This is a genomic window from Stenomitos rutilans (assembly GCF_059505485.1).
Genome location: NZ_JCACKR010000060.1, coordinates 17,261 through 44,177, shown reverse-complemented (window position 1 = coordinate 44,177; position 26,917 = coordinate 17,261). Strand labels below are relative to the sequence as shown.

Annotated in this window: 28 protein-coding genes and 1 tRNA gene; 17 read left to right on the top strand and 12 right to left on the bottom strand. The window is 51.8% G+C overall.

The genetic code is table 11. The annotated features are described in order from the left end of the window. Nucleotides 1–127: 127 nt before the first annotated feature. On the bottom strand, nt 128–1,162 hold the full coding sequence (locus AC5JLP_RS10155) for an RnfABCDGE type electron transport complex subunit D (RefSeq protein ID WP_496067818.1): 1,035 nt from the start codon (nt 1,160–1,162) through the stop codon (nt 128–130). 178 nt (nt 1,163–1,340) lie between these two features. On the opposite strand from AC5JLP_RS10155, the gene AC5JLP_RS10150 reads away from it, so the two are divergent. After that, entirely contained in the window at nt 1,341–1,658 is a 318-nt protein-coding gene (locus tag AC5JLP_RS10150) for a hypothetical protein (RefSeq protein WP_496067817.1), read from the top strand. Nucleotides 1,659–1,696: 38 nt separating this feature from the next. On the opposite strand, the gene AC5JLP_RS10145 is transcribed toward AC5JLP_RS10150, so the two are convergent. Next, nucleotides 1,697–3,772: a hypothetical protein gene (locus AC5JLP_RS10145; RefSeq protein ID WP_496067816.1), complete on the bottom strand. Its 2,076-nt coding sequence runs from the start codon at nt 3,770–3,772 to the stop codon at nt 1,697–1,699. A gap of 488 nt (nt 3,773–4,260) precedes the next feature. Here AC5JLP_RS10145 and AC5JLP_RS10140 point away from each other — a divergent pair, with 488 nt between their 5' ends. Next, nucleotides 4,261–5,043, top strand: a complete 783-nt coding sequence (locus AC5JLP_RS10140) for a HipA family kinase (RefSeq protein WP_496067815.1) — start codon at nt 4,261–4,263, stop codon at nt 5,041–5,043. Further along, the gene (locus AC5JLP_RS10135) at nt 5,021–5,437 is read left to right on the top strand and encodes a DUF3037 domain-containing protein (protein ID WP_496067814.1); all 417 of its coding nucleotides are present in this window, start codon (nt 5,021–5,023) and stop codon (nt 5,435–5,437) included. Before AC5JLP_RS10140 ends, AC5JLP_RS10135 begins: the two co-directional genes overlap by 23 nt. Before the next feature lie 6 nt (nt 5,438–5,443). Here the strand turns inward: AC5JLP_RS10135 and AC5JLP_RS10130 are convergent. The 4 genes from AC5JLP_RS10130 to AC5JLP_RS10115 form a co-directional block, all read right to left on the bottom strand. Next, nucleotides 5,444–5,515: transfer RNA gene (locus AC5JLP_RS10130), tRNA-Gln, on the bottom strand. Nucleotides 5,516–5,667: 152 nt separating this feature from the next. Further along, the gene (locus AC5JLP_RS10125; protein ID WP_496067813.1) at nt 5,668–6,084 is read right to left on the bottom strand and encodes a TIGR02588 family protein; all 417 of its coding nucleotides are present in this window, start codon (nt 6,082–6,084) and stop codon (nt 5,668–5,670) included. After that, nucleotides 6,081–6,965, bottom strand: coding sequence for a TIGR02587 family membrane protein (locus tag AC5JLP_RS10120; protein ID WP_496067812.1), 885 nt, complete (start codon nt 6,963–6,965; stop codon nt 6,081–6,083). The genes AC5JLP_RS10125 and AC5JLP_RS10120 overlap by 4 nt, the downstream gene beginning before the upstream one ends. 178 nt (nt 6,966–7,143) lie before the next feature. Continuing rightward, complete coding sequence (locus tag AC5JLP_RS10115; protein WP_496067811.1) at nt 7,144–7,569, bottom strand: hypothetical protein; 426 nt, start codon at nt 7,567–7,569, stop codon at nt 7,144–7,146. A 308-nt stretch (nt 7,570–7,877) separates the two neighbouring features. Here AC5JLP_RS10115 and AC5JLP_RS10110 point away from each other — a divergent pair, with 308 nt between their 5' ends. The 11 genes from AC5JLP_RS10110 to AC5JLP_RS10060 all read left to right on the top strand — a co-directional run bounded on the left by AC5JLP_RS10110 (nt 7,878) and on the right by AC5JLP_RS10060 (nt 18,715). Beyond that, the gene (locus AC5JLP_RS10110; protein WP_496067810.1) at nt 7,878–8,396 is read left to right on the top strand and encodes a type IV pilin-like G/H family protein; all 519 of its coding nucleotides are present in this window, start codon (nt 7,878–7,880) and stop codon (nt 8,394–8,396) included. 85 nt (nt 8,397–8,481) lie between these two features. After that, on the top strand, nt 8,482–11,538 hold the full coding sequence (gene uvrA / locus AC5JLP_RS10105) for an excinuclease ABC subunit UvrA (RefSeq protein ID WP_496067809.1): 3,057 nt from the start codon (nt 8,482–8,484) through the stop codon (nt 11,536–11,538). Nucleotides 11,539–11,576: 38 nt separating this feature from the next. Beyond that, entirely contained in the window at nt 11,577–12,128 is a 552-nt protein-coding gene (locus AC5JLP_RS10100; protein WP_496067808.1) for a Uma2 family endonuclease, read from the top strand. Nucleotides 12,129–12,229: 101 nt separating this feature from the next. Continuing rightward, nucleotides 12,230–13,501, top strand: a complete 1,272-nt coding sequence (locus tag AC5JLP_RS10095; RefSeq protein ID WP_496067807.1) for a competence/damage-inducible protein A — start codon at nt 12,230–12,232, stop codon at nt 13,499–13,501. Nucleotides 13,502–13,712: 211 nt separating this feature from the next. Then, complete coding sequence (locus tag AC5JLP_RS10090; protein WP_496067806.1) at nt 13,713–13,847, top strand: hypothetical protein; 135 nt, start codon at nt 13,713–13,715, stop codon at nt 13,845–13,847. A 112-nt stretch (nt 13,848–13,959) separates the two neighbouring features. After that, the gene (gene aroQ / locus AC5JLP_RS10085; protein WP_496067805.1) at nt 13,960–14,439 is read left to right on the top strand and encodes a type II 3-dehydroquinate dehydratase; all 480 of its coding nucleotides are present in this window, start codon (nt 13,960–13,962) and stop codon (nt 14,437–14,439) included. A 196-nt stretch (nt 14,440–14,635) separates the two neighbouring features. Then, nucleotides 14,636–15,052, top strand: coding sequence for an allophanate hydrolase-related protein (locus tag AC5JLP_RS10080; RefSeq protein ID WP_496067804.1), 417 nt, complete (start codon nt 14,636–14,638; stop codon nt 15,050–15,052). Beyond that, nucleotides 15,049–15,237 carry a DUF4089 domain-containing protein gene (locus AC5JLP_RS10075; RefSeq protein WP_496067803.1) on the top strand — a complete coding sequence of 63 codons (189 nt, stop codon included), beginning with the start codon at nt 15,049–15,051 and terminating at the stop codon, nt 15,235–15,237. The genes AC5JLP_RS10080 and AC5JLP_RS10075 overlap by 4 nt, the downstream gene beginning before the upstream one ends. A 36-nt stretch (nt 15,238–15,273) precedes the next feature. Next, nucleotides 15,274–16,677 carry an AtzE family amidohydrolase gene (locus AC5JLP_RS10070; protein WP_496067802.1) on the top strand — a complete coding sequence of 468 codons (1,404 nt, stop codon included), beginning with the start codon at nt 15,274–15,276 and terminating at the stop codon, nt 16,675–16,677. A gap of 154 nt (nt 16,678–16,831) precedes the next feature. After that, nucleotides 16,832–17,320, top strand: a complete 489-nt coding sequence (locus tag AC5JLP_RS10065; RefSeq protein WP_496067801.1) for a helix-turn-helix transcriptional regulator — start codon at nt 16,832–16,834, stop codon at nt 17,318–17,320. Nucleotides 17,321–17,656: 336 nt separating this feature from the next. Further along, on the top strand, nt 17,657–18,715 hold the full coding sequence (locus tag AC5JLP_RS10060) for a succinate dehydrogenase/fumarate reductase iron-sulfur subunit (protein ID WP_496067800.1): 1,059 nt from the start codon (nt 17,657–17,659) through the stop codon (nt 18,713–18,715). Between the two features lie 15 nt (nt 18,716–18,730). On the opposite strand, the gene AC5JLP_RS10055 is transcribed toward AC5JLP_RS10060, so the two are convergent. The 4 genes from AC5JLP_RS10055 to AC5JLP_RS10040 all read right to left on the bottom strand — a co-directional run bounded on the left by AC5JLP_RS10055 (nt 18,731) and on the right by AC5JLP_RS10040 (nt 21,585). Beyond that, nucleotides 18,731–19,243 (bottom strand): TolB family protein, encoded by a 513-nt coding sequence (locus AC5JLP_RS10055; RefSeq protein WP_496067799.1) that lies wholly within the window; start codon nt 19,241–19,243, stop codon nt 18,731–18,733. 202 nt (nt 19,244–19,445) lie between these two features. After that, nucleotides 19,446–20,060, bottom strand: coding sequence for a TolB family protein (locus AC5JLP_RS10050; protein ID WP_496067798.1), 615 nt, complete (start codon nt 20,058–20,060; stop codon nt 19,446–19,448). A 34-nt stretch (nt 20,061–20,094) separates the two neighbouring features. Beyond that, nucleotides 20,095–20,880: a Ycf66 family protein gene (locus tag AC5JLP_RS10045; protein WP_496067797.1), complete on the bottom strand. Its 786-nt coding sequence runs from the start codon at nt 20,878–20,880 to the stop codon at nt 20,095–20,097. A gap of 591 nt (nt 20,881–21,471) precedes the next feature. Further along, nucleotides 21,472–21,585 carry a photosystem II reaction center X protein gene (locus tag AC5JLP_RS10040; RefSeq protein WP_496067796.1) on the bottom strand — a complete coding sequence of 38 codons (114 nt, stop codon included), beginning with the start codon at nt 21,583–21,585 and terminating at the stop codon, nt 21,472–21,474. Nucleotides 21,586–21,713: 128 nt separating this feature from the next. On the opposite strand from AC5JLP_RS10040, the gene AC5JLP_RS10035 reads away from it, so the two are divergent. Continuing rightward, on the top strand, nt 21,714–22,070 hold the full coding sequence (locus tag AC5JLP_RS10035; RefSeq protein WP_496067795.1) for a YggT family protein: 357 nt from the start codon (nt 21,714–21,716) through the stop codon (nt 22,068–22,070). Between the two features lie 100 nt (nt 22,071–22,170). On the opposite strand, the gene accC is transcribed toward AC5JLP_RS10035, so the two are convergent. Beyond that, nucleotides 22,171–23,535, bottom strand: a complete 1,365-nt coding sequence (accC, locus tag AC5JLP_RS10030; RefSeq protein ID WP_496067794.1) for an acetyl-CoA carboxylase biotin carboxylase subunit — start codon at nt 23,533–23,535, stop codon at nt 22,171–22,173. Nucleotides 23,536–23,712: 177 nt separating this feature from the next. Continuing rightward, the gene (locus AC5JLP_RS10025; protein ID WP_496067793.1) at nt 23,713–24,423 is read right to left on the bottom strand and encodes a DUF2459 domain-containing protein; all 711 of its coding nucleotides are present in this window, start codon (nt 24,421–24,423) and stop codon (nt 23,713–23,715) included. A 356-nt stretch (nt 24,424–24,779) separates the two neighbouring features. Here AC5JLP_RS10025 and AC5JLP_RS10020 point away from each other — a divergent pair, with 356 nt between their 5' ends. Then, complete coding sequence (locus AC5JLP_RS10020) at nt 24,780–25,040, top strand: hypothetical protein (protein WP_496067792.1); 261 nt, start codon at nt 24,780–24,782, stop codon at nt 25,038–25,040. A 347-nt stretch (nt 25,041–25,387) separates the two neighbouring features. Beyond that, nucleotides 25,388–26,917, top strand: a complete 1,530-nt coding sequence (locus AC5JLP_RS10015) for a tellurite resistance TerB C-terminal domain-containing protein (RefSeq protein WP_496067791.1) — start codon at nt 25,388–25,390, stop codon at nt 26,915–26,917.

Here is a 26,917-nt window from a genome sequence, read left to right as displayed (position 1 = left end):
AAGGCAGGGGCAAGGGAGCAGAGGCAGAAGGCAGAGGGCAGAGGGCAGCAGGTAGGAGAGTTATAAGTTTTGAGTTATGAGTTATGAGTGAGAGCTGAGAGCTGAGAGCTGTCCAGGTTTACGAGCTTTAAGTAACCAGTGCTGTCAATTCTCGCTCTCCCGCCTCCCCTGCCTCCCCTGCCCCCTCTGCTTCTTCCGCTCGACTCCGCCAAACAAACCGATCGCCCGGAAACACAGCATCAATCAAAATGCTCAACGGTGCCAGCGCGAAGAGTGCCCAGAAAACAGCGGTTGAAAGAAACAGGTAGTTGCGAAGGAAAAAGGTGAGGAGGGCGATCGCCATTGCCCACAGCACTCGTCCAATCCGAGCATTGGGAATGGTGCGCGGGTCAGTAATCATAAACAGGGAAAACATCAGCAGCGAACCACTCATCAGGCGATGCGCCCACACATCCCACGTCCAGCCCAGCAAGATGTTGCGAATCGCTTCTAATACGGCGTAACTACCCAGAAAGGCGATCGTCGTATCCCACCGTCCCACTCGCCCGACCACCAAACCACCGCAGCTTAAAAACATCAGCGCATACCAGCCTTCTTCGCCCCACTGCCCCGGTGATACCCAGGCATCCGGCGTGAGGATCAGCGCTGCCACAATGCCAAAGTTGCCGGGGTTGAAGACATGCTTTCCGTTGACCCGAATCAGGAATTTGCTGGCGATCGCCGCCACACACGCCAAAACCATCGTGCTGTAATGATCGGCGCGAACGAGAATGCTCAGCCCCAGCGAGGTGACAAGGGCACTGGGGAGAGAGGAGAGAAAGGCAGGGGAAAGGCTAAAGGCTAAAGGCTGAAGGCTGAAGGCTGAGGGATGAAGAATGAGGGATGAGGGATGAAGTGTTGAGTCACTTTCTGCCTCCTGCCTCTTACCCCCTGTCTCTTGCCTTCTGCCTCCTGCCTTCTGCCTTCTGCCTCCTGCCTCCTGCCTTACAACCGCTACCATCATCCACTGCGTTATCACACACGTTGCGATCGCCACCGCAATCATGCCGGGTTTCAGCGACCAATCGCGTGTGCCCAACCCCACCACCAGAAAGAGTCCCAAGAAGAGGATTTGATACGTGCGGGCATCATCCCATAGACGATCGTCATTCCAGAACAGCATCGGCAGCCCTCAGTGAAGAACATTGGATGGCTGCTATTATGGCCTCGCTAAAATGAAAACCTGGAATTGTTACAGTTTAGGTAACGGCGTGATTTAGGTGCGCTCTGTGCCGAGCGATGAGGTTAGCCACGACAAAAAGCTGTCTATTCTAAAGACAAACCTAATTCCCTAAGACTGTATGGATATAGATGAGTTTGTTGGCTTTACAGCGCGGGAAAAATATATTCGCAATGCCTATCGCGATCGAGACCTCTCAAAGCCATCGCGCTATACAGTGCGAGAACTGACGGTTATCATTCCGTCACTACTTTTTGTTGGGCTTTACTTCTGGTATGAAGATGTCACATTAGTCTTTGTTGGTTATGCTTTGCTGCTCTGGCACTTAGTGTCTGGACTTAAGCAGAATCCCTTTTATTTGGAATCATACCGAAGTATTTTCTCAAAGTATGAGGCAAAAATAAAAGAACTCGCTGAAGTGCAGCAAGAAGAGGAGTAGGTTGAAACGCCTCCCTTGTAATGTTTAAAGCTATTTGGCTACTGCCTGATCGCCCGCTTCCATGCCTGAATCTCTTGCTGTGCCTCTGCATAGACCCCAGCACGCGACGGAATTTTTTGGGCCACCGCGATCGCTCCCGGAACATCGTAAACTGACTGGCTCTTAGCCACCTGTAAAAGCTGGCTACTCCATTCATTGATAGCATTATCCGCATCCGATCGCAGCGCACTCCCCGCTGGCACCTGATCCGCTGTCCGAATGGCATTTGCCAAGCCTTCGGGAGATCCTGAGTTTGCCAACTGACGAGCCGTTTGCAGGTTTTGCTCTGCCTGCGCCTGAAGCTCCTGATTGCGTAGCTGCTTGCGCCACTGTTTGACATCTACCTGTGCATCGGCATAGAGCGATCGCCCCGACCCAATTTGCTCCGCCATTCTAATCGCAGAGGACAGATCGCCCGCGTTGGCAAACTCTCTAGCCCGATCGAGATAAGGCTGATCCTGAATCTGCTGCACTTGCCCTGTCCAGGTACGCGCTTTGCCCTGAGCTTCTTTATACAATGCCCGTCCTGGTGCAATTTGATTAGCCTGTGCCGCCGCTGCCTGCAAAGAGGCAACATCGCCCTGTGTCGCAATTTGCTCTGCTTGATCCAAAATGGGACGATCTTCAATGGTTTGGACCTGCGCTGTCCAGGTTTGAATTTGCTTTTGGACTTCGCCCCAGCGCGGATTTGAGCGCGAAATAGTCGAGGCTTCCGCGATCGCCGCTGATAGATCGGCAACCGTACCAGGTTGAGACAGAATGCGTGCTTTTTCTAATTGGGCGATCGCTTCAATTTCAAGCTGCCAGCGAACGATGAGCTGCTGCGCTTTGCGGTAGAGCGGACGATTGGGCTGAATGCGCTGCGCCTGAGAAATCGCTTCTTCAATGTCCGGTACCGTGTTCAGCCAAACCTGAGACTGGGCATTTGCCAGCACGGTCAGGTCTTTCACCTGCTCATCGAGGTTAGCAACCTCTGGAATTTTGCTTAGTACATTTAACGCTCCCTGCAAGTCCCGTTGATCGAGCAACGTCTGTGCCAGATCCACCATCTTCTGCCCAAATTCTCCGATCGCTTTCTGCGCCGCTTGATGCACATAACTCTTCTCACCAATGGACTGCGCTAGTTTGATCGCTTCTAGTAAATTGGTCAGCCCACCATCGTCAGCAAGTCGTTGTGCCTTGCCGAGCGTATTGCCATCCTCTCGTGAGGCTGTAATTTTAGTGGTCAGTTCGTTGTACTTCGTGGTTTGCCAGAAGTCGTTGTCTACGTCGAGCAAGCGCACCGCATAGGAAAATGCCTGTCGCCAATCGAGGTCTCGCAGTGCTTGTTCTGCTTTGCGGTAAAGGGTCTCCGCTTTGGACCAGATTGTTTGCCAGCGCTGCACCCGTTCTTCAACCAGCTTATAAGCAGACACTTTTGGCGAGATCCGCCGTGCTGCCGCGATCGCCTCATTCAATTTCCCAGCATTGAAATCGGCTTCGGCAAGCTTTAAGACTTCCAGTGACCAGAGTTCGACCAGGCGATCGGCTTCGTCCCGTAGCGGATGATCCTTGGGCAGAGAATCGACCAACGCGATCGCTTCCAGCAAGTCGTTTGAAGTCTGCTTGCTAGCTGCCAGTCGCGCACACTCAAAGCGCAGAGACGCTGAAGCCAGCGGCCAAAAAATGGCTGGACAGTTGGGTAATCCAGGCAACTGGAGCAGTAGGGCCAATGCCAGCGCGCCTGTGCCCACACAGCCAACTCCAGTCACCAACAACCAAACTTTCCAGCTATAAAGCCAGCGAAACCAGCGACGGGGTACCCTAACCCTACTAGAAGGCTGACTAAGCGCTGGCCCCTCTGGGCCGATTTGCTTAACAACGCGCGGTTTAGGCTGCTTCGAGGGTCTGGGTGGTGGCGGTACAGGCCGCGAGGGTTGCGGTCTAGGTAAGCCTGATGTCTGTGGGCGAGGCTGTGAGACAGAGGCCGCTGCAACAGGGTGTGACGTTGTTTGCGGAGGCAACGTCCCATCGTTTCTACCTTCGTGCGATCGCCTTGACGGCTGACGGTCTGGTGTGCCCGAATCTCTAGTCATACTCACAAAACAAGCAGCAACGCTGCGTGAAAGCCTCAAACCATCTGCATAGATGCCATGCTACTCTTCAAGTTCCAAAAAGCCAAATGGGTTTGTAGGTTACTGAAGTCAGACCGCATTAGAACACAAAAGCGTCATTTCTGCAAAAGTCGCTTTCTTAATTAGGACTTACGCAAAAGCGGTCATCCTTCGCCCCCTAGCCCCCAATTCATAGCCCTACCGGGCATACCCTTCGGGAAGCAAGCTACAAGAAAGGGGGGAACCGAGCCAATGAAAGCCCCCAGAGTTAGGAGTTTGGGGCAAATGCGTCAGCTCTATTAATGTCCAGTGTTGTGCTTGAGCCTCACTCAGCGATCGCCAGACTAAACGCAGCGATGACCAACAACGGCGATCGAAACAACGACAGAACTCGCAAGACGCGCTAGCCTTTTACAGACAACGCTAACGCTCAACTCTACGAACTCTTACTTGGAGTACAGTGCCTCAGAATGAACTTGCGAACAGTCATCGCAACACGCTACGTGACTCCACTACGTGAAGGAGGTTCCCTACCTGCCATTGTCGAAGCCGATGACGATGGTATGTACGTGCTCAAATTTCGTGGGGCTGGGCAGGGAGCCAAAGCACTCGTGGCAGAGCTGGTTGCAGGCGAAATCGCTCGTGCGATCGGGATGCCAGTCCCCGAAATTGTCTTCGTGACACTTGACCCTGATCTTGCACGCACGGAGCCTGACCCCGAAATTCAAGACTTGATCCGGGCGAGTGCTGGACTGAACCTTGCGCTGGACTATCTGCCTGGTTCCATGACCTTTGACCCGATCGCAGGACAAGTTGAGGCGAAGCTTGCGTCGGCGATCGTATGGTTTGATGCCTATATTACGAATATCGATCGCACACCGCGCAACGCCAATATGCTGGTCTGGCATCGACGGCTTTGGCTGATCGACCACGGAGCCGCGCTGTACTTCCATCACACCTGGCAAAATTACCGCGATCGTAGTCGAGCACCCTTTCCAGCTATCAAAGATCATGTGCTACTGCGCTTCGCCAGCGAACTACAAGTAGCAGATGAAGCGCTCACCGCACGACTCACCCCCACTATCATCGACCAGATCGTGCAACTGATTCCTGATAGCTGGGTGGTAGACAGTGCTCCCTTTCCAGATGCAAAACACTATCGGGACGCGTTCATTGAATATTTGGTGAGACGATTAGAAACACCCCGCGCGTTTCTGGAGGAAGCCCTACGTGCCCGATCACTTCACGTATGACTACGCCATTATTCGCGTCGTCCCCAAAGTTGAGCGTGAAGAGTTTATCAACGTGGGCGTGATTGTCTCCTGCGCCAGCAACGGCTTTCTTGAGGCCCGCATTGAGTTGAATGAGTCGCGGTTGTTGGCGATCGACCCCACGCTGGATCTCGACCTCATCCGCAGCTACCTGGCAGTAATTCCAGTGATGTGTGCAGGTGGCAAAGCGGCTGGCGCGATCGGTCAACTACCCATGAGAGAACGCTTTCACTGGCTTGTTGCGCCTCGTAGTACGATCATTCAAACCTCGCGAGTTCATACAGGTCTCTGCAAACACTTACCAGATGTCATAGAACATCTACTTAACCTTATGGTGCGAACATCTCGCCATAGAGATGGTGAAGACATCTGCTGATGAAAACTGGGGCGCTAGGATTCGAACCTAGGGATGGCGAGACCAAAACCCGCTGCCTTACCACTTGGCGACGCCCCAACGCGTTACCAGAGTATATAGTAGCAGTTTACGTCCCAGACATGTCAAGAATTAAAAGTAAAAGACGCAGTGAACAGCGATCGAAACGTCAACAGCCCCTTCTTGACTGCTTTTACGCCTACCGATGCCTTTAAGCAGCGGCTGGCAGACGTTCAAGGTAGCTTATAGCTGGTCACACGTAGCGTCAGTTGGCCCTGTTCTGGGTCATGGTTAAAAATAAAGGCTCCTTCCACTTTCTCTCTTTTAGATAAGAAATCGACTTCTAGATGGCCTGTTTCAACAATCGTGCCACCAACTCGTAGCTCTGCCAGGATATATACCGACTCAGCCGTTTGTCCACCGTTATTTGTGACAACGAACGGCACATAGAATTGCCCATTAGCGGCACGAATCTTTTCAGTGTTGCGTACAGAAAGGACAGGCGGTTGTTGTTGTTGCTCATCCAGCCAGGTATAGCCAACTAGCCCCACCACGATCGCCAAGATAAAGGACGCCATGCCAAAGGTAATCCATTCAGCACGCGATCGCGGTGGTTCGTCAGTGCGAGGAGTTTGCGCTGGCTGATTCATACTGCTAGCCTGCCTGCCGCGCCGCCTATGGTGGTTGGCAAACCCAGCAATAATGTTTGCTCTAACCACATCGTCCACGGGTCGCTGAGAGTAAGACGCTGAAAGAACCACAGCATCATCACAGCAGCGACTAATGACACCAGGTAAGACATCACCGTTTCACTCAGGGGACGTTGAAAAATACCTTGCTGCTGCCGACGTTTGCGCTGATCTGAAAAACCTGCCTCAAAGACAATGCCATACGAAATTAGCAGGGATGCTGCCATGATTCCTAGCAGCCACGGCGCTGAAACAGCCGCCGCTAGCATTGGAATCTCATCAGTAGGCGAAATATTAAAGCCAATGACGATCGCGCCAATGAGAGTCGCACCAATATCAGCCAGGGTTGCATTGAGTGGGCTTGCGGCCTCCGCTTTGGATGGCGAACTACTATCGAGTGTTTGTGGCTCAGCGGCGCGAGTATCTCCCAAAAATTGACCAGCCAACGCAACTCCCAACGCAAACGGCACCGACTCAAAAATCACTTTGCCTAACGATTCGCGCAAAGGTGCGTCAAACGTCAATTCCCTCAAAAGCAAGAGCACAGAAGCCGAGCAAACTAAACCGATCGTCATTGCTTCTACCGTATCGGTAAAGGCTTCGTAGGGGCGAGACCGCCTCGTTCGACGAAAACCTTCGGTGCGGTTGAGCCAAAAAACACCGATAAACGTACCGACGATCGCCATCACGATTCTGGGCGCTTCAGCCATCGAGCCAACCCACCAAACCTCCATTGTGTAAAGCAGCGGAATACCAAACAAAAAGCCGCCACACGCTCCCCGCACAAGATCGTTCAGCTCAGTGGCCCACGCTGATTGGTGTCGTTTTTTTGCTAAAACCATTTTTAGTCTCTCTTCCGCTCTCACAGCAGCGTTAGCCAACCGCTTGTAGAACTCGGTTGCACTTTCTGGGACGGCATTGAGCGCGCAAGCTTTTCAAGCTTTCCATGCCCCATTCACGACCCCCAAAATAACGTCAATCCCTTCTTGAGCGTCTATGCGAAATTGACAGATTACTAGTTTACGAGTGATTAACGGACAAAAGCTGATGGTTGAGAAAGATGACCAATTCTTCGACTGTAGAAAAACTTTGCGGATCGAAATGATTGCTCAGATCCAGCCCAAATGAGACTAAGAAATCTTCAGTGAAGGATGTTTGCCAATCAAACCAGCAAACGAGTGGAAGGTAGAGATCTTCAGTTAGACGGTCATTTGGCCGCACTCTAGAAAACTCTAGCCCAGAATACGCCTGCATCTGGCTGTAGACAAAAGCGGCAACTGGCTGGGTAACTCCTTGCACCTGCCAGAATTGCTCAAACCACTCATCACTGCTTAGGGCAGGGCGATCGCGCAGAAACCGATTAACCTGTTGGCGCGTGCGCAGATCAGGACTGAGATCAGCGTAAGCCCTTAAACTATCAAAAATGTTCCTGAGCCGTCGCCACATGCGTCTAACATTGCCAAACTTTCCTTCAGTATTCCCACCCTCATAGGGATCTCTCTAGTGGAAAAGACTCTTGTATACGCTTGCTTACTGCTTGCCAGACAATCAGTTCAATGACAACTGACCTCAGCAAAACTGGATTTTTAACATCCAATTCAGGACATGGATTCCGCATAAGCAAAAAATTCCCTTTCCATTGCAAATCAGGAATTTTACTGAGCTGTATGGGGACGAGATGAGGGAACGCTAAGAATGTAACATCCACTTGGGGAGTGTTCAAGCGAGTGAAAACTACGTTTGAGGCTAAATTTTTGCAAGCTTTCGCTCAGCAACGTCGGGAGCAAGGGTTTACGTTGATTGAATTGCTGGTTGTGATCATTATTATTGGCATCCTGTCATCGATCGCACTCCCGTCTTTTCTGAACCAGGCAAGCAAAGCAAAAGAGTCTGAAGCCAAGCAATACATTGGTGCCTCTAATCGTGCGCAGCAGGCGTATTACCTGGAGCGCAGTCAATTTGCTGTGAATTTTGTCTCGCTGGGTATTGGCATTAAAACCGACACCAACAATTTCACATATGGCATTGACACAACCGCAGGCAGTACATCAGCGATTATCCGTAACGTTGCCTATCCCCGAAATACTGGGGTGCTGCGCGCCTATACCGGAGCCGTCGAGATTGATAATGTCAATACGGCAGTCTTTACCGCGATCGCCATTCTCTGTCAGTCTCAAGCACCGTCAGGTGGCGATCCTACAGGTGTACTGTCGAATGTAGCGACTGGCACCCTCTCGCGCTGCAACACGGGCTGGCAAGAGTTGACGAAATAGGGTTCACTCAGTAGAGGTCGTCCTTGCATCGGTGACTCGGAGCTGAGAGCGATAGAATAGGAAAGATTATTTTTCCCCTGCCCCTATGCCCGATCGCGCCGACGGTTCTAAGCAAGCTAACGGTTCTAAGCATCCTATAGCTGAATCGCATGACCATCCCGCCAGTCATGCCATCGCCCAAAATACGATTCGCATTCGAGGCGCACGCCAGCACAACCTGAAAGATATTGATCTGGAGCTACCCCGCGATCGCCTGATTGTGTTTACAGGCGTGTCCGGTTCGGGGAAGTCTTCGCTAGCCTTTGACACGATTTTTGCCGAAGGGCAGCGCCGCTACGTAGAATCACTCAGCGCCTACGCTCGCCAGTTTTTGGGCCAGGTTGATAAACCCGATGTGGACGCGATCGAAGGCTTGAGTCCGGCCATCTCCATTGACCAAAAATCGACCTCCCATAATCCTCGCTCTACAGTCGGCACCGTCACCGAAATTTACGACTACCTGCGCCTGCTGTACGGACGGGCAGGCATTCCCCATTGTCCCCACTGCGATCGCTCCATTTCGCCGCAGTCCATCGATCAAATGGTTGATCGAGTGATGGAACTGCCCGATCGCACGCGCTTTCAGATTCTCGCGCCCGTCGTCCGAGGCAAGAAAGGGACGCATAAAAAGCAGTTATCCAGTCTGGCCGCTGATGGCTTTGTGCGTGTGCGTATCAATGGTGAAGTGCGAGAACTCAGCGATGCGATCGAGCTTGACAAAAACCAGGCGCACACGATCGAGATTGTGGTCGATCGTTTGATCAAAAAAGCAGGCATTGAAGAACGTCTGACCGACTCTCTCGGCACCTGTCTCAAGCATTCCGGTGGGATTGCAGTTATTGACGTTTTGCCGGACGAGGCAGAGGGCAGAGGGCAGAAGGCAGAAGGCAACGTAGTCGAACTTCCCACAGGCCAAGCTCTCCGTGCTGCCGAAAAAGGCGGCAACTACGGTATCTCCGACCCCACACCCCACACCCCACACCCTACTCCCCTCATTTTTTCCGAAAACTTCGCCTGCCCCGAACACGGCGCTGTGATGGAAGAACTGTCCCCCCGCTTGTTTTCCTTTAATTCACCCTACGGTGCTTGTCCTGCCTGTCATGGGTTGGGCAGTCATCGCAAGTTCTCCGCCGAACTGGTGGTGCCCAATCCGGATTTGCCCGTGTATGCGGCGATCGCGCCCTGGTCAGATAAAGACAATACCTATTACCTGTCGCTGCTTTGTAGCGTCGCCACTGCCTTTGGGTTCGATATTCAAACGCAGTGGAGCCAGTTGACAGAGGAACAACGCCACATTTTGCTGCACGGGTCTCAAGAGGCGATCTGGATTGAAACTGATTCTCGCTATCGGCAGAATAAAGGCTACCAGCGTCGCTATGAAGGCGCGTTGCCGCTGCTAGAAAAACAATATCAGGAAGCCAATTCAGACGTTTATAAGCAGAAACTAGAGCAATACCTGGTCGATCAACCCTGCGAAGACTGCAAGGGCAAACGGCTGAAGCCAGAAGCACTCTCTGTCAAGTTGGGACAGTTTCGCATTGCTGATTTGACGAGCGTTTCAATTCGAGACTGTTTAAATCAGGTGAACAGCATTGAGTTGAGCCAACGACAGGCACAGATTGCCGATCTGGTGCTGCGTGAAATCAAAGCACGCTTGCAATTTCTCTTGGACGTGGGGCTAGATTATCTCACCTTGAACCGGACGGCTATGACGCTTTCGGGTGGCGAGGCGCAACGTATTCGTTTGGCAACCCAAATTGGCTCTGGACTAACGGGCGTTCTCTACGTCCTGGATGAGCCGAGCATTGGGCTGCATCAGCGTGACAATGCCCGGTTGCTCAAAACCCTGCATCGGCTCCGCAATTTAGGCAATACGCTGATTGTGGTGGAGCATGATGAAGAAACGATTCGCGCTGCCGATTATGTGGTGGATATTGGTCCTGGTGCAGGAGTGCACGGTGGGCGTATTGTGTCTCAAGGTAGCCTGCAAGCGATGCTGGATGCTCCCGATTCGTTGACAGGCGCTTACTTGTCAGGTCGAGAAGTGATCGCAACACCTGCTCAGCGTCGATCGGGTAATGGTCGCGCCCTCAAAATCCGCAATGCTTACCGTAATAATCTGAAGCAAATTGATGTCGAAATTCCGCTGGGCAAATTGGTGTCTGTGACAGGCGTTTCAGGTTCGGGTAAATCCACGCTCATTAACGAACTGCTCTATCCGGCGCTGCAAAACCACTTTGGCAGCAAGATACCCCAGCCCAAGGAAATGGAGCCGATCGCAGGCTTGAGTGCATTAGACAAAGCGATCGTCATTGACCAATCTCCGATCGGGCGAACCCCTCGTTCCAATCCCGCGACCTATACGGGCACCTTTGACATCATTCGGGATGTCTTTGCCGAAACGATCGAAGCCAAAGCCAGAGGATACAAGCCCGGTCAATTCTCCTTTAACGTTAAAGGGGGACGCTGTGAAGCCTGCGGTGGTCAGGGCGTCAACGTCATTGAAATGAACTTTTTGCCCGATGTCTATGTGCAGTGCGAAGTCTGCAAAGGTGCCCGCTATAACCGCGAAACGCTTCAGGTGAAGTTCAAAGGCAAATCGATCGCGGATGTGCTAGGCATGACCGTTGATGAAGCGCTGGAGTTTTGCAAAAATATTCCTCAAGCCGCAGCACGCTTGCAAACATTAGTAGATGTCGGTCTAGGCTACGTTCGCTTGGGACAAACCGCACCCACTCTTTCCGGTGGTGAAGCCCAACGGGTCAAGCTGGCAACGGAACTCTCTCGCCGCGCGACAGGCAAAACCCTTTACCTCATCGACGAACCCACAACAGGTCTCTCCTTTTATGACGTTCACAAGCTTTTAGACGTGCTGCAACGTCTGGTAGACAAAGGCAACACGGTTTTAGTGATCGAGCATAATCTGGATGTCATCCGCTGCTCTGATTGGGTGATTGACTTGGGGCCAGAGGGGGGCGATAGAGGGGGCGAAATTATTGCTGTCGGTACTCCCGAAGAAGTGGCCGAAAACACTCACTCTCACACAGGTCACTACCTCAAACAGGTACTACAGCAATACCCACCCGTCCCTGCAACCGCATAAGGCATGATAGAGAAACGCAAGTAGGAAGAGTATTAGCAATGGTCATCTCTACAGTTGCTCTGAATCAGCCTCCCGTCGTCTTGATCGAAGACTACCTGCTCAATCCTCCCGATCACATGGAATGGGTGGATGGGCAACTCGTAGAAAAGAATGATATGACGCTGAAGACAAGCCGAGTGCAGTTAACGTTGGGGCGGTTGTGGAGTGACTACAAAAATACACACAATCTCGGCGGAGAGTGTTACACAGAGACACCTTGTCGTACCAATCAGCAAATCCGTCGTCCTGATCTGGCGTATTTGACACCCGAACTGCTGGCCCAATTTGGTGAACCGAACGTCTTTCCCCAGGTATTCCCGCTGCTTGCCGAGATTGTTTCGCCAACCGACTGTGCTGAGGACGTGTTCAACAAGGCAAGTGAGTATCTGGAAGCTGGCTGCCAGGAGGTGTGGCTGGTCTTCCCCGACAGTGGTTGGATTGTAGTATTAACACCACAAAGCCGATCGCTCGTTACCAGAGGCGAAAACGTCAGCACTCAGACCATTCTGACTGGATTTAGCGTGCCCATAGATGACTTACTGGGTCGATAAAATGCAATCATGCGAATCTGTACAGCCTCGATCGCAAAGCTGAATGCTGATCGCTGATCGCTTTCAACTGCCCTACTACCAAAAACTCGGTGATACCCTTCATGACTCCCAGTGTTGAAATTATCTGTGTTGGTACCGAATTGCTCTTGGGCGACATTCTCAACAGCAATGCTCAATTCTTAGCGCAAGCATTGGCCCAGCTAGGGATGGCTCACTACTACCAAACAGTGGTGGGAGACAATCCAGAGCGTATTAAAGACGTTGTGAAGATTGCCAGCGATCGAGCCCAACTCCTCATCTTCACAGGTGGCTTAGGGCCTACCCCTGACGATCTGACCCATGAGACGCTAGCAGCTTGCTTCGGTGTGCCCCTCGTGGAGCATCCCGAGATTCTTGCAGACATTACCCGTAAGTTTGCCCAGCGCGGGCGCACCATGACGGCTAACAATCGCAAACAGGCACTCTTGCCGGAAGGCGCAGTCGTGCTGACTAACGACTCTGGCAGCGCCCCAGGTATCATCTGGCAACCGACACCAGGACTCACCATTCTGACCTTTCCAGGCGTACCCGCAGAAATGCAGCGCATGTGGCGCGAGGTAGCCGTTCCGTATCTGCAAAGCCAGGGCTGGGGGCAAACAACTATCCACAGCCGCACGCTAAAATTTTGGGGCATTTCAGAATCGGCACTGGCAGAAAAGGTCAACACCTTTTTCGACCTTCAGAACCCGACGGTTGCTCCCTATGCCAATCATGGTGAAGTGAAACTCCGGATTTCTGCCCGTGCAAACTCCGAAGCAGAAGCTCAGCAACTGATCGCACCTGTAGAGCAGCAGCTTCGCCAGATTGGTGGCATCAACTGCTACGGTGCAGACAGCGATTCGCTTGCGTCTGTCGTGGGTGCCTTGCTCAAAGCCGATCGGTCAACGCTTGCGGTTGCTGAGTCATGTACAGGAGGAGGCTTGGGCGAAGCGATTACGTCCGTCCCCGGTAGCTCTAGCTATTTCTGGGGTGGGGTCATTTCTTACGACAACGTTATCAAGGTACGGCTGCTGGATGTCAGTGAGCAAGATCTGGCTGCACAGGGTGCGGTTAGTCATATTGTCGCCAAACAAATGGCAGTTGGGGTGCGATCACGCCTTGGCACCACTTGGGGATTAAGCATTACAGGCATCGCTGGCCCGGACGGTGGTACAGCAGACAAGCCAGTTGGGTTGGTCTATATCGGGCTGGCAGAAGCGGATGACGTGCAGAGCTTTGAGCATCAGTTTGGCACCTTACGGGGACGGGATTGGATTCGTAGGCTCAGCGCTGCTATTGCGCTAGATCTTTTACGACGAGCAATAATAAACAAATCATTAATAAAGTTGACATAATTACTAGAGGTACTTGCTTATCTGCAACGTTTGATTAAGACTTAGATAAGGTGACCCAAATTTATGGAATCTCTACAGTCTTTTTCCGGGCTGTTAACTAATTGATAAATTGGGTACAATTTTAGATAAGTGATCAGGTTGAATCGGCCCCGCGATCGGTGGTGACGACTGTGGGTGACGACCAGACCATAGCGAAGGAGCAATCTGTTCAATGGATTACCTTGAGAAGGTACTTGAAAAAGTAAAAGAATGGGCGCGCAAGCTGATTGAAGCGATTCTTGGGCCTGAAGGACAGCCCGAAGGTGAGCTGATTCCCATTCCGGTCAAGGATTCTCAGCGTCGCTAACCTGTTTTGTAGCTGTCTTGTTCATGATTGAACCAGGCGCTTCGTTTGAGGTGGTTTTGATGCGAAGAGTACGCAACCTTCCCTTGTGACAGCTTCTGGCGCTTGCTCACCTATGCATACACCTAAGAGAGAAGGCTTTAGAGGTTTGCTTAGTCTTCTAGTTCTCCACGGTCCAAACTTGAATCTATTGGGCAAGCGGGAGCCAAGTATTTATGGCTCTATGACCCTTGATAGTATTACGCGGCAGCTTGAGCAGTCTGCCGAATCCCTTCGAGTAAAGCTTTCGTCGCTTCAGTCTAATCATGAAGGCGCTCTCGTTGATGCGATCCACGCGGCTCTGGGGCAGCATCAAGGGATTTTGATCAATGCAGGTGCTTACACGCATACCAGCGTTGCCATTCGCGATGCGATTGCGGCTGTCGCCATTCCCACCGTCGAGGTGCATCTTAGCAACCTTTATCGCCGCGAGACGTTTCGCCATCATTCTTACATCGCGCCAGTTGCGATTGGGCAAATCAGCGGGTTTGGAGCAGACAGCTATCGTTTAGGGTTAGAGGCACTGGTACATTACCTGAATCATACCGAGGGCTGAGAAGCAGTCAGCAATAGCGGTTAGAGTACTTTCGACTGTTGGCTTTCACTTTTGCCTTTTACCTTCTCCCCCCTACTCCTCAATCCTTCCAAGCAATCGCGCTCAAATTTCTTCGTGCGGGTGTTATTGATACAGCAAATGTGGTTCAATCGGGTGACATTGGTTGCGGAATCATGAGCGTATCGCCCCGAATGGAATGAAGACAACGGTTTATCTTGCTGTAAACGGTACCCTGATGCGGGGGCTGGAACTGAACGCCAACATGGAACTTGTGGAAGCAGAGTTTGTGCGGGAGGCGTTCACAGAGCCGACGTATCGCCTGTGGTCGATTAACGATCGCCATCCAGCGATGATGCGGGTCAGCGCAGGTGGCACTGCGATCGCGGTTGAGGTTTGGGCCGTGCCTGCTAGCAAAATGGCGTTTCTGCTGCTGCTGGAACCACCTGGACTTTCGATCGGCAAAGTGCGCTTAGCCGATGGCGAAGAGGTGCTGGGTGTGATCGGTGAACCCATTCTCTGTGAAGGGAAGCGAGAAATTACGGCATGGGGCGGTTGGCGAGCATATATTGCCGATCCAGCGGGACAAAAAGCAACGGCAACGGAGATGGTATGACAGAAAATCCAGTTGATACAGCCGTTTTAGTGGATTACCTTGCGGCACTGGTCGCCTTGCCGCTACAGCCGGAGCATCGATCAGGGGTGGTTGATAATTTTGTCCGCATTGTGGCGATCGCGCAACTCGTCAATGAATTTCCCCTGCCAGACGACATTGAGATCGCATCCATCTTTGAACCCTAGCCGTTGCCTTCGACATTGAATTCATCACCTTAAACCATGAGCCAGGACTACCCAGATGCTAGCAGCATCGCCGCTAGTGTGCGAAGTCAGGAAATTTCTGCCCGATCGGTCGTAGCTGTAGCTTTGAAACGAATCGCTGATCACAATGACACACTGAACTGCTTCACCAGTGTCATTGCAGAACAAGCCCTTAAGGATGCAGATGCCATTGACCAAGCGATCGCGGATGGCAGAGACCCTGGACCATTGGCTGGTGTACCATTTGGGGTCAAGGATCTGTATGATGTGGCAGGCTTGACGACTCTAGCTGGCTCCAAAATTAACGCCGATCGTCCTCCTGCCATTCAAGATGCCACGTTGGTGGCACGCCTAAAGCAGGCTGGTGCCGTTTTGGTCGGTGCCCAGAATATGGACGAATATGCCTATGGCTTTGTGACTGAAAACAGTCATTATGGCCCGTCCCGCAATCCCCACAACTTAAACCGTATGACAGGTGGTTCCTCTGGTGGTTCCGTGGCTGCGGTTGCTGCGGGTCTGGTGCCCCTTAGCCTTGGCTCCGACACCAATGGTTCGATCCGCGTGCCTGCCTCACTGTGCGGTATTTTTGGGCTAAAGCCAACCTTTGGACGCTTATCCCGCGCCAGAACCTATCCCTTTGTTCACAGCCTGGATCACCTTGGCCCTTTTGCCCGATCGACCCGTGATCTTGCCCTTACCTTTGATCTGCTCCAAGGCCCAGATCGGGATGATCCAGCCTGTACCGATCGCCCTGTGGCGCTAACCCTACCCGAACTAGCGAAAGGGATTGATGGGTTGCGCATAGCTGTCGCCGATGGCTACTTTACTAAAGGCGCTGAACCCAATGTGCTGGCAGCCGTAGAGTCGGTTGCCACTGCTTTAGGTACCACCCAGTCAGTCACCATTTCTGAAGCCCATCGCGCCCGTGCTGCCGCATTTATTATCACAGGATCGGAAGGAAGTAACCTGCATCTGGACGACCTTCGCACCCGTCCTCAAGATTTTGACCTTGCTACTCGCGATCGCTTTCTGGCAGGTGCCCTCATTCCCGTCACCTGGTATCTCCAAGCGCAACGGTTTCGCAGTTGGTACCGCGATCGTGTCCGTGAACTGTTCACGCAGGTTGATATTATTCTTGCGCCTGCAACCCCCTGCCCTGCACCGCTCCTTGGTCAAGCCACGCTGGTGCTAGATGGCGAAGAAGTGCCACTCCGCCCCAACTTAGGGGTTTACACGCAGCCGCTTTCCTTCATTGGCGTGCCGATCGTCGCCGTACCTGTGCAGCAGCCTGGAACATTGCCGATCGGAGTACAGATTATTGCAGCCCCCTATAAAGAAGCGCTGGCCTTGCGAGTCGCGGCCTTCCTGGAAGCTAAAGGCGTGGTAGCGGCTCCCGTACCCACCTGGAAACCTCTTTCCTAAAACACTCTAGAGCAGGATCGTTGCCCTACCTCTAGTGTGGTCAGGCAGAAGTAGGAAGGCAGAGGGCAGAAGGCAAAAACTTTGTTTTGAAGACATCTATAATGAGGCGATCGCTTTTTGATCAGCTTTGAATTTTAACACGCTGGCGTGTAGAATGTCTAGTCAGGGCGAGAGTAAATATCAACCATTGTTGGCACACTTGAGTCGAAGCGATCGATTGCAAGTCACATTAACCTTTGCCGAAATCGAAGCCTTGCTGGGTGAGAAGCTGCCTCCTTCTGCCCGTAGCAAGCGCGGATGGTGGAGCAATCGCAGCGCAGGAGCACTGCAAGCCACAGCCTGGATGAGAGCGGGCTATCTTGTTGCCACGATCGACCTGAGCGGTGAGCAGGTCATCTTTACTAAACCGCCCCAGGTCTACCGCGTACAGTGCATAGATGACACGTTGCAGTGGAATAGCGAGTTGATTCGAGCATTACGGTTGCATATGGGATTGACGCAAGCGGACATGGCAAAGGAGTTAGGCGTGCGTCAACAAACCGTCAGTGAGTGGGAAAAAGGCGTTTATGCTCCCACTCGCGCCAGTTCAAAGCACCTGACTCTGGTTGCTGAGAAAGCAGCATTTCGCTATGAGGTCTACTAAGGAATGAGAATTTAATAAAGTAGGGTTTGTTAGGCGAAGCCGTAACGCATCATCTGAGCAGCTTTGGTGCGTTACGCCGCACTTTTCCTGAATGCCGAAGGCTATACACACCCTACGAAAATAACAGCTTATTTAATTCATAATCCTAAAGAAGCGGGAGAGCCTTTTTAAGTATGTCGTCAGGTTATGGAGATGTAGGGTGCAGGTGTAGCTGGGAACATGGCGGCAATGGCTGTAGACAAAGCAATGGAAATAATCCAGTTGGCGCTGCATGAGCGATCGCGCTTAAACTGGGGATAATAACGCAAGCACCGTTTTGACTGAAGAACTCCCCGCATGCACGTCCTTTTTAACGTCATCAGACAAGACCAAACCTCTATCCCAAACGTCGAAACCTTCACGCTCGACGTTGACCCCGGCAGCACGATTTTGGACTGCTTAAACCGCATTAAATGGGAGCAGGACGGGACGCTTGCCTTTCGTAAAAATTGCCGCAATACCATCTGTGGCAGTTGTTCCATTCGCATCAACGGACGTTCCGCCTTGGCTTGTAAAGAAAATGTTGGTAGCGAGCTTGCGCGACTACGGCCAACAACCCCTGCTGGCAAAGACAATTCTGTTGCTGAAGCGATTCCCACCATCACACTAGCACCGATGGGCAATATGCCAGTCATTAAAGATTTGGTGGTAGATATGAGCAGCTTTTGGCACAATCTGAAAGCGATCGACCCCTACGTCAGCACAGCCGCACGCCAAATCCCTGAGCGCGAGTTTCTGCAAACCCCTGAAGAACGGGCAAAGCTTAACCAGACGGGCAATTGCATTCTCTGTGGCGCTTGTTATTCAGAGTGCAACGCCTATGAGGTCAACCCGAACTTTGTGGGGCCGCATGCATTAGCAAAAGCCTATCGCATGGTGGCTGATTCGCGGGATGATGACACTGAAGCACGACTGGAAAAATACAACCATAGTACTGATGGCGTATGGGGCTGTACGCGCTGCTATTACTGCAATGCTGTCTGTCCAATGGAAGTCGCTCCGCTGGATCAGATTAGCAAAATCAAAGGCGAAATTTTAGACCGTAAGGGCGCTCATCCTGGTCGATCGGTTCGTCATCGCACAACGTTGATCGAGCTTGTGAGGCAAGGTGGGTGGATTGATGAGCGGCTGTTTGGCCTAAAAGTGATGGGCAATTCCTTCCGCGATTTAAAGGGTTTGGCAAGCCTGGGGCCACTGGGGCTGCGAATGATGCTCAGAGGCAAGTTTCCTCTCACCTTTGAGCCATCGGAAGGTGCATCTACCGTACGATCTCTGATCGACTCGGTGCAAGCGCTAGAAGCTTCTGAGGGAGCACTTGAAACTCTCGCCGACACACCTGAACCTGTTGGCGGTTAACGCCATCAACCGCTGCTAACGAGGGTTGGTCAACGCATCCAACGGTTGACCGTCCTGATCGTACAGCACCACATCCCACTGCCCGTTGGCGCTGGATTCAAACGCGATCGTGTTGCCATCTGCCGTAATCGTTGGATTGCGTACCTCCGCTCTCAGATTCTCAGTGAGATTGCGAAGTTGTCGGGTTGTGCGATCGTACAGGTAAATGCTCGATCGTCCCTCACGAGAGCCAGCAAAGACAATCAGACGGCCATCCTTCAAGATCCCAGGGCTAGACACAATCATGTCGATCGCGTTTAACCCTGGCAAATCTACCAAGCTATGCATCACCATGTCGTAAAGGTAAAGATCCTGACTACCGCTGCGATCGGACACAAAGACAACATAGCGACCAGAAATACGTGGTTGCAGGTCAGAAAAGTTGCTGTTAAGGCTGCGACCACCTGGGTCAAAGGGGAAGTTGACCGCTTGCGGACTACAGCCCTGCAAAATGCTCGAACAAAGCAGCAACAGGAGCAGGCGATTCACAGAAGCGTGAGGCTGGGAGGGAAATAGGGAAGAGGGAGCAGAAGGGGCAGAGAGCATCACGTCGTTCGTTGTTTAAAGCTCATAAAGAGGCAGAAGGTAAAAGGCAGAAGACAAAAGGCTATTGATCGAGCCACTCCTGACTCCTGACTCCCGGCTCCCAACTCCCCATTCTCAACTTCCTTTCGTTCTGCCTCAAACACTTTTAAGGCGAGGATGAAAGCCGCGATCGCAGTTCATCGGGCACATCTGATTCTACATTTGGCCCACGATCCAGTACCTCAATATCCCATTGCCCCCGTTCGCCTGTTTCAAAGGCAATGTATCGTCCATCTGGGCTAACGCTGGGGTTGCGAAACCAACCCCGGTAGCCAGCAGTCAAGACCTGCGGCTGTTGAAGCACTCGATCGTACAGTTCAATTTCAGGACGAACACCATCGCTCGTCACATAAACAATGTAGCGCCCTGTATAGCTCAGGCTGGGGGACTCTGCGATCGCATGCTGCCGATTTAGCCGAGGCAAACTGACCATCTGCCGCTGCTTGCGATCGTAAAGCAAAATACCACGGTTGCCATCGCGGTTTGACACCAGCGCTAGAAAATGACCATCCCCACTGAGAGCAGGCTGCTCATCACTGTACCGACTGTCAAACTCGGCTGAGACAGTGGCTGGAGGCTCTGCTTGGCTACAACCAACCAGCAGAGCGGCAAACAACACGAGGCAAAAACCGCCCTTGAACCAAACTTTATTTTCAGGTAAATCCCTATTCACGATGACGGCAATGTCTAGAAGCACTTCCAAACTAGCCGTTCCCTTCACACATCCAATTTGGCTTCATGCTGCAAGAAAGCCTCTAATAGCTACCCCAATTGTCTTCTTCATCTGTATCAACTGGACGGTAATCAACATACTCTGAGGACGACGCGCCATTGCGTGATTCAGAGCGACGATCGCGCGAGGTGAAGTTATCGTCTGAGGAGGGACGAGAGCGTCTTGGGCGAGAGGAGGGTGACTGATTACCTGAGCGCGAAGGTGAAGAGCTACGGCTACGAGCGGGTCTATCATCCCAAAGATCAGAATCTTCACGGCTACCGCCGATCGAATCAATGGAGTCATCAGAGGTGCGAGGACGGCGCTTACGGGCGCGATCGCTGGTGCCTGTGCCTAACCGGGCTTCACCTGCGCGGCTGGTCGGGCGACGACGCGATTCTTCATCGTACTCATCTCGCTCAGAGCGAACATCACGAGTTCCCCGAATGCGTCGAGCGGCTGGGCGTTCTTCGTAAGGATTTAACTCTTCCAGATCGGCTCGGTACACCCGACTCACGGGACGTTCATCATCAACGATCGGCGTGTTCCGCTTTGCTTGCTCTGTTGCAGCGCCCCGCAAACGGATGCTTTCATACGCAAAGAAAATGGCTGTGCCTGCGAGCAGAAACTGGTTAAATTGCAGAATAGGGTCAAGCCGCCAACCCTGAAAAAAAAGGATGCCGCCGCAGAGCAGCGCAATGGCCGCAAAGAAAATGTCGTGATCACGAGCAAGCCGAGGACGCAGCGATCGCAACGCATACAGGCCAGCACCAGACGCTGCCAGCGCTATGCCCACAAAACTCGCCCAATTCAGTGAGGCGTTTACCATCGCATCCCTCTCCTAGTTACATCCTATGTTAACGACTGATGCCCAAAATCTCCAACCACTTGATTGAGAAAGAGAACTCCATTCAGGATACCCCCAGAGCATCGTAATCGGTATAGTGCCTTTCTATCTTGAACGAAGACTCACGTTGCTTCTGTAAAACTGATCTCTATACATTGACCTTTACTCAAGTCTCAACGTGGTTACAGCAGTTGCCATCATGGTAAACCACAGGTTTGTAAAGACGAGTATGAGTGTGTAGGGTATTGAGTTTTGGCGTGGGCGCTTTGGGAGTGAGCCTCAGTTGAACGGTGTGACACACGCAAAGGGAAACGGCTGTAAGACTGAGAGGATGACACGATCAGTGAATGGTTTTTGCTTATACCATGCCTGTAGGTCAAAGGCAAAACCCTGGAAACACCTCTAAAAGCAGACAAAGTGACTACCCAAGGCGACCCAGGGCTTTTAACCACTCATTTGGGGCAATTCGTAAATCAGGGCGATCGATGCGACCAAAACCTCGGAGGCTTAAGCAACGACATTTCTTAGATGTTTGGCTCCTGGTTCAAACCTCCGAGGTTTGCGTCAGCCCTGTTATCGTTGAATCTGATCTTTTTGACTAATAAAAAGGAGTCCGCCGAAGATCCCTCCGACCACAATGGCACCTGCCAGAAGGCTGATGAAAAAATTTACTAAAGCAGGAGTCATAGATTAATGTTCCTCGTTGTATAACGTTATCTTCATCATAATCTTAGCGGTCTGTTACCCACTTGAAAAGCAGTTGGCAAAAGGTTTCTTGATCAGACAACCCGTCTTGCTGACGGAGAGGGACAGGAATGGCGCTAAAATTGATGAGAAAGCTGTTTACATCGCTTCAAACTACCGATCGAGCTATGGATTTTACGACGATCGCCTCCTGGACGTTGGGTCCTTTACTGGGCGTTATGACCTTTCTCTTTATCTTTCGCATTGTGCTGACCTGGTACCCGCAGGTCGATCTCACGCGCTTTCCCTTCAATGTGATTGCTGCACCGACTGAGCCGTTTCTAGCCCCGTCGCGCAAAATTGTGTCTCCGATCGGTGGCGTTGATATTACCCCCATTCTCTGGGTTGGCATCATGAGTTTCCTGCGCGAAATTCTTTTAGGGCAGCAGGGATTATTGACGATGATGATGGAGGGAAAAGGGTTTTAGGGAGAAAGGCTAAGGGATGAAGGCTAAAAGCTTTTGAATTTTACCCACTCCAAACTCCCTACCCCTCTGCTCCCCCTGCCTCCCTTGCTCTGCCTGCACCTCACCCCTTCCCCTCTTGCTCCTTCTGCATCATTTGCTCCACAAAGTTGGTGTAAACATCTCCTCTCTGGAAGTCTGGGTTGTCTAGAATTTTCTGGTGAAAGGCGATCGTGGTAGGTAGACCCGTGACGGCACACTCACGCAGGGCACGACGCATGCGACGGATGGCGGCTGGGCGATCGTGCCCCCAAACAATCAGCTTGCCGATGAGTGAGTCGTAGTAAGGCGGAATTTCGTAGTCGGTGTAGACGTGGGAGTCCATCCGCACACCGGGGCCGCTAGGCGGTAGGTAGCCGCTGATGCGTCCGGGGTGGGGACGAAAATTGTGATCGGGATCTTCTGCATTAATACGGCATTCGATCGCATGTCCCCGCAACTGCAATTGCTCTTGAGTGAGGCTGAGTGGTTCGCCTTGGGCAATCCGGAGTTGTTCCGCGATTAAATCTAGCCCGGTAATCATTTCTGTCACGGGATGCTCGACCTGAATCCGGGTATTCATCTCCATGAAGTAAAATTCGCCAGACTGATCGAGCAAAAATTCGACGGTACCCGCCCCGACGTAGTTGATGGCTTTGGCAACCATGACAGCAGCGGTACCCATCTTTTCGCGCAGTGTGGGAGTGAGGGCAGGACTGGGAGCTTCTTCCAGCAGCTTTTGGTGGCGACGCTGGATAGAGCATTCACGCTCACCGAGATGAATCACATTGCCGTGCGTATCTGCGAGAATTTGAAACTCGATGTGGCGCGGCTTTTGCACAAACTTCTCGAGGTAGACACCGGGATTGCCAAAGGCGGCTTCGGCCTCCCCCTGCGCGGCGGCAAACAGCTTGCTCAGATCGCTCTCCTCTTTCACCAACCGCATGCCTCGTCCACCTCCGCCTGCGGTTGCTTTGATGATGATGGGGTAGCCAATTTTATGGGCAATCGCCCGTGCTTCTGCTTCATCTGTCAACAAGCCTGCGCTGCCCGGTACGGTTGGTACACCCACGCGCTGCATCGTTTTCTTGGCGGTTGATTTGTCGCCCATTGAGCGAATGGAATCAGGCGAAGGGCCAATAAAGGCAATTTGATGATCGGCGCAAATTTCGGCAAAGCGTGCATTTTCCGCCAGAAAGCCGTAACCGGGATGAATGGCGGTTGCGTTACGGGTCAATGCTGCCGCAATGATGTTGGGGATGTTCAGGTAACTTTTGCTGCTGGGCGGCTCACCGATACAAACCGCTTCATCGGCAAGCTGCACATGCAACGAATGGCGATCGACCGTCGAATGAACCGCAACCGTCGCAATCCCCATCTCCTCGCATGTGCGGAGAATCCGAAGAGCGATTTCGCCACGGTTCGCAATCAAAACTTTTGAAAACTGCATCTCTAGATAACTTTGTTCTGTATTGAGTAGAATAAACGCTTCTGTGAGCCACTGGAAGAGGAGAGGCGAGAGGGAGAGTGAGGAAAAATTTTGAGTTGTTCTTTAGCCACTCCCTACTCCCCGCTCCCCGCTTTCTGCCCTCTGCCTTCTGCCTTTTTCCCTGCACTAAAACGCCAACTACTCTCCACACTTACAGCTATCCTTCAGTTGATGCATTACAGCGGGGGCGAGTCCGCCCCAGAGGGGAGTGTTAACGTCAGCCGATCGCAGTCCTTCAGCCGTCCAGGAGTTGCAGGTTTTGAGTGCAGAGTAGCGTCCGGTGGCAATGTAGAAGCTACTGTCGCCATCATGCCCACGGCTAATTAGTTCCTGCCCCTGGCTGTTGGTCTGGAAAGACGCTTCGAGGAAGTGCATTAACTTCAAGTACTGAGCCTGATCCAGACTGATGCATTTAAGGGTTTCGTTGGGGTAGTGGGGAACAGCGGTATGTCCTTTGACGAAGAGGGCAGCGGGATTTGGCCGCAGGAGCGATCGCAGTGCGCTAGAGATGCTGATCTTATCCCAGGATGGTGTTTCGACGTAAAAGGTGCGATCGCCCCAGCCAAACTGAAGATAGCGGTAGTCAGCAGGCTTGCTTTTACCCAGCGTGGCTAGATTGAGGTGCTGGCCCCAGTCGAAGGCATCATTGTGAACGGGCACAAAAAAGTTGGTGTGCATCACGTCGCCTGCAACGTAGACTCTATATTTGCAGCCCGTCTGCTGTGTTGGTGTATGCCATTGTCGGGGTGTTACCGCCGCGATCGCTAGGAGTGTGATCGTGCCCAAAATGCCGCCTAGCCCGTATAGCCCTGCCTGTCCAACCCGTTTCCAAACAGCCCGATCATTCATTACTGCGCCAAACGTGTTGAGTTAACCTACCATTGAGCAAATGAGGCTTATTGTTGCGGAATTTTAGACTGTGCATTGCGTCACGAATGTTAGTTAGGCTGCTTGAGTTATTAGTAAAGAAGATATTGGGGGTCTTGATAGGACATTTAGAAGCATTGGGTATTGCTGAGTCAAGTTCACTAAAGGTTACAGATCAATGGCTCTATTCAATCGTTATAATTTCTAGCACGAGTCAATAAAAGGCATAGATTCTGTTTCAAGATTTGGGTGGGTTTTGGTTTAGCTGGAATGAAACGGTTTAGTTAAAAGAGCGTCAAGTATTTTAAGGTTCAAAATTTCAGGAGGAGATTTTTGATATGACATCTGAGGACAGCAGCCCTAAACACCGCGCCTTAACTGATGTAATTAAGCAAATTCTACTGGGCATTGCATTTGGACTATTGCTTACACTTATCCCTTTGTCCTACATCTCGATATCAGCTATAGAGTTGGATTTGTTACATATCATTCTCCTAGCTGCACCAGTTTTGTTTTGTGGAATACTGGCGGCTGCTTTTGGGAACAAGTTTTTAAGCCCGTTGACGAAATTTCTGGAATCCATTCCTCCTATTGGTTGAGTTATTTGCATTAATAATCTCTAGGTCATAGGTTTGTATGTCGTATATTCCAGAGGCTTAAAATATACAGTCTAGCAACTTAAATGTAGCAGACAGCTAAAAGCCGCTGGTATCGAGTCCGAGGTCATCTACTGCTGCTGCTTTGAGCCGTTGGAACGCAATGACATTTAACTGATTTTCCGGTTTGCTTGCAACTGGTTGCTTGTAGACCGAGCGGTACAAACCATTTGTGGGTAAGGCAGCCCATCAACGTCCATCCTACGCTGATTTGCTGATGCACAACTGTCCGTACCAATGGAGCGTCTGTAGCCTGTGCTCTCTAGCCTGTTATCTTTTGTGACCTGACTATGGTGAAACAACGGCTCTTTCTTGGATCGGTTGCCTTTGGCATCAGTTTTGGCATTAGTTTTTTAACAGGCCGTGATCTTGACAAAGCGTTTGCGTCGGGTGTAACGACTACAGTGGCGACAGTGGCAGCCGCCGTAGTGGTTGATCGACAATTCCACCAGCAGGCGTATACACGCATCGCCGACCTCAAACGCCATATCTACGCGTTACAACAACGTCGTGCAGAAGCCTACCACGCCTACAAACAGCTTGAGGCCGAGAAAGAGCAGTTAGAAGCAAATCTACAGACCCTTGCGTTGCCGCCCAGTCAACCGCATTTGGGTAATCTACCCTTACCAAGAGCGCTACCTGCCGCACGCAAAGCGCTGAGTTGGAATTTATCGGCCCCAGCCAATGCAGAACCGTCGATCGCCGCGAGACCGTACGAACTACCCACGGAAATTCCTACTTCTAGGCAGCCATTATACCAAGCCATCCACAGCGAGTCAGACGAAGCAATCAGCCAGCAAATGCTTACAGAGGCAACTGCAACCAAACATAAGATTGAAGCCAACCTTGCGGCACTCCAGGCTGAGTTGAGCCAGATCAAGGGACAAATTACCGATCACCGACAGGCTAGAGAAAAATTGTCGCGGGACATCGCAAATGTCAGGGAAGAGAAGCGTCAACTGGAAGCAACGGCCAAAACACTCAAGCAAGAAGTCCAGGAGCTAGAAACCTGTCGGGTAGAATTAGAGCAGTTTTTGACCTATGCGGAAGCAAAAAAGCGAGAATTAGAAACTGGCTCCAACCCACTTCAGGAAGCCCTCAAGCAATTACAAACGCAGATTGAAGCGCAGCAAGAAGAACTGCATGTACTGGAAGCTCAAATCCTCGATCGCCGCAACCAGAAAGAGGCGATCGAGCAACAGTTAGCCACGCTCACGACCGCTTTAGCAGAAGTGACTGGCGAGTCTCCGCGTGACCTGAACGGAAACCAACCTGCTGGTAGCACCACAACCAATGGTCATAGTCACGGTAAGGCGGCTGAGACTCGTCCTCAAGCTGGGGCGATCTCACCAAAAGAGACGTCCAAGCAACCTATATCGTCCAAACAGCCTGTATTGCCGAAGTCATCTATGCCACTCAAGCAACCAGCGCTAATCGTCAAGGCAGACAGCGAATCTCTGCAATCGCGTTCAGCCCAGCCCAGAACCGCCACACTTTTACCGAAGTCGATCACCACTGAATCGCCATCCGGTCTGCCCCAAGAGTGGACTGACTTCATGGTGCAGTTGCCAGAGTACGAGCTACAGACACTGAAGGTCATCGTTGAGCAAAACCATCCTGCTACGGCACTCAAACACCTGGCAGAAGACAACCTGACCATGCCAGAGCTTCTGATTGATGCCATTAACGAACGTGCACTAGAGACGATCGGTGATCTGGTGATTGACGCAACCGCCGGGGCTGGATCAGCGGCGATCGTCCGCGAGCATCTCAAGCTGGTGAAAAAGCTGTTGAAAACGTATGACGAGTTGGCACACTGA